Origin of the sequence: Pseudomonas sp. EGD-AK9 (genome assembly GCF_000465935.2) — a bacterium.
In the GTDB taxonomy this organism is placed as follows: Bacteria; Pseudomonadota; Gammaproteobacteria; order Pseudomonadales; family Pseudomonadaceae; genus Aquipseudomonas.
The window spans coordinates 1-2,169 of the sequence record NZ_AVOF01000449.1 but is presented as its reverse complement, the minus strand read 5'-3'; the positions used below and the strand labels follow the sequence as shown (position 1 = coordinate 2,169).

The following is a 2,169-nucleotide window of genomic DNA, read 5'->3' as shown; positions in this document are numbered from 1 at the left end:
GGCCGGTGCGGCGCACAGCACGCGGCGGTTGTCCGCCGCCAGCGGCAGCGCCACCAGGCTGGAGTCTTCCGGCGCGCCGTAGCGCAGGGCAATGTCCACCGGCTCGCGGAACAGGTCGGCGACGCGGTCGCCCAGCAGCAGGCGCAGGTGCAGCTGCGGATGCTCGCGCTGGAACGCGTCGAGCCAAGGCAGCAGGGTGTTGCGGCCGAAATCCGAGGGCACCGACAGCTGCAGCACGCCGCCGATCTCGGCCTTGCTGCCGGCCAGCTGCCGGCGACCGTCCTCCAGGCTGTGCAGGGCCAGGCGCGCATGGCCGAGAAACAGCTCGCCTTCCGGGGTCAGGCGCAGGCTGCGGGTGGAACGGGCCAGCAGGCGCACCTGCAGTTGCTGCTCCAGGCGCTTGAGCGCGGCGCTGGCCACCGCCGGCGACACCTCCAGCAGGCGCGCGGCGGCGGACAGGCTGCCGGTCTCGGCAGTGCGGACGAAGAGTTGCAGGTCGTCGAAACGCAGCATGATTTTCAAAAAAATAATGAAAGAGACTCTATTCCTACGCGCTTTTTCGCCTTTGTGAAATAGCCGAGCATGGCGACACCCTCTCCCGCGGAGCTCGCCCCGATGAAAGCCGTCGCCTATTACCAGTCCCTGCCCGCCGAGCATCCCGACGCCCTGCAGGATGTCGAACTGCCCGCCCCCACCCCCGGCCCGCGCGACCTGCTGGTGGCGGTGCAGGCCATCTCGGTCAACCCGGTGGACACCAAGATCCGCCGCAACGTCGCCCCGGAACACGGCGCGGCCAAGGTACTGGGCTGGGACGCCGCCGGCGTGGTGCAGGCGGTGGGCAGCGAGGTGAGCCTGTTCCAACCCGGCGATCGGGTGTTCTACGCCGGCGCCATCGACCGCGCCGGGGCCAACAGCGAGCTGCACCTGGTCGACGAGCGCATCGTCGGCCACATGCCCGCCAGCCTGTCGTTCGCCGAGGCCGCCGCCCTGCCGCTGACCGCCATCACCGCCTGGGAACTGCTGTTCGAGCGCCTGCAGGTCGGCGAAGGCCAGGCCAGCCAGGGCCAAAGCCTGCTGATCGTCGGCGCCGCCGGCGGGGTCGGCTCGATCCTGGTGCAGCTGGCGCGCCAGCTCACCGAACTGCAGGTGATCGCCACCGCCTCGCGGCCGCAGACCCAGGCCTGGGTGCGCGAACTGGGCGCCCATCAGGTGCTCGACCACAGCCAGCCGCTGGCCGCGGAACTGGCGCGCCTCGGCCTCGGCCAGGTCAGCCACGTCGCCAGCCTGACCCAGACCGACCAGCACTTCGCGCAGCTGGTCGAGGCGCTGGCGCCGCAGGGCCGCCTGGCGCTGATCGACGACCCGCTGCAGCCGCTGGACGTGATGCTGCTCAAGCGCAAGAGCCTGTCGCTGCACTGGGAGCTGATGTTCACCCGCTCGCTGTTCCAGACCGAGGACATGATCGAGCAGCACCGTCTGCTGCAGCGGGTCTCCGCGCTGGTGGACAGCGGCGTGCTGAAGACCACCCTGGGCGAGCACTTCGGCCGCATCGACGCGGCCAATCTGCGCCGCGCCCACGCCCTGCTGGAAAGCGGCCAGGCGCGGGGCAAGATCGTCCTCGAAGGCTTTTGATAGCCTCTCGCCACCACTTGCAATAGGCCAGCTAGACTTGCTGAGGCGCCCGCTGGCGCCTCAGTGCGAGTCTTGTCATGCGTCGCAAACTGGCCCACCCCCTGTATCTGACCGCCATCTACTGCGCCTTCGGCGTGCTGTGGATCGTCTTCAGCGACGGCGCGCTGCAGGCCCTGGTCGCCGACCCCGGCCTGCAGGCCGTCTGGCAGACCGCCAAGGGCCTGCTGTTCGTGGCGTTCAGCAGCCTGCTGGTGTACGCCCTGACCCGCTACGCCCTGGCCCGGCAATCGCGGCTCTACGACGCCCTGCAGTTGCGCACGCGCATGCTGCAGCAGGCGCAGCGCAACGCCGCCCTCGGCAGCTGGGACTACGACGGCCAGTTCAGCTGGGGCGAGGAAGCCCTGGAGCTGCTCGGCCAGAGCGAGGCCCAGGCGCCGCGCCATCTCGACCAGTTGCTCGCCCTGATCCATCCCGGCGACCGCCCGGCGGCGCGCCGCGCCCTGCTGGCGCTGCTGCAGGAGGGCCAGGCCCTGCACC

Annotated in this window: 2 protein-coding genes and 1 pseudogene; 2 read left to right on the top strand and 1 reads right to left on the bottom strand. The window is 70.4% G+C overall.

Annotated elements, in window-relative coordinates; all coding sequences use genetic code 11:
- On the bottom strand, nt 1-513 hold a 513-nt coding region (locus N878_RS18365; RefSeq protein WP_021445041.1), incomplete at its 3' end, for a LysR family transcriptional regulator.
- A 102-nt stretch (nt 514-615) separates the two neighbouring features.
- Here N878_RS18365 and N878_RS18360 point away from each other — a divergent pair.
- Nucleotides 616-1,632 carry a zinc-binding alcohol dehydrogenase family protein gene (locus N878_RS18360; RefSeq protein WP_021445040.1) on the top strand — a complete coding sequence of 339 codons (1,017 nt, stop codon included), beginning with the start codon at nt 616-618 and terminating at the stop codon, nt 1,630-1,632.
- Between the two features lie 77 nt (nt 1,633-1,709).
- Nucleotides 1,710-2,169, top strand: a pseudogene (locus N878_RS18355) (hypothetical protein); the annotation flags it as partial.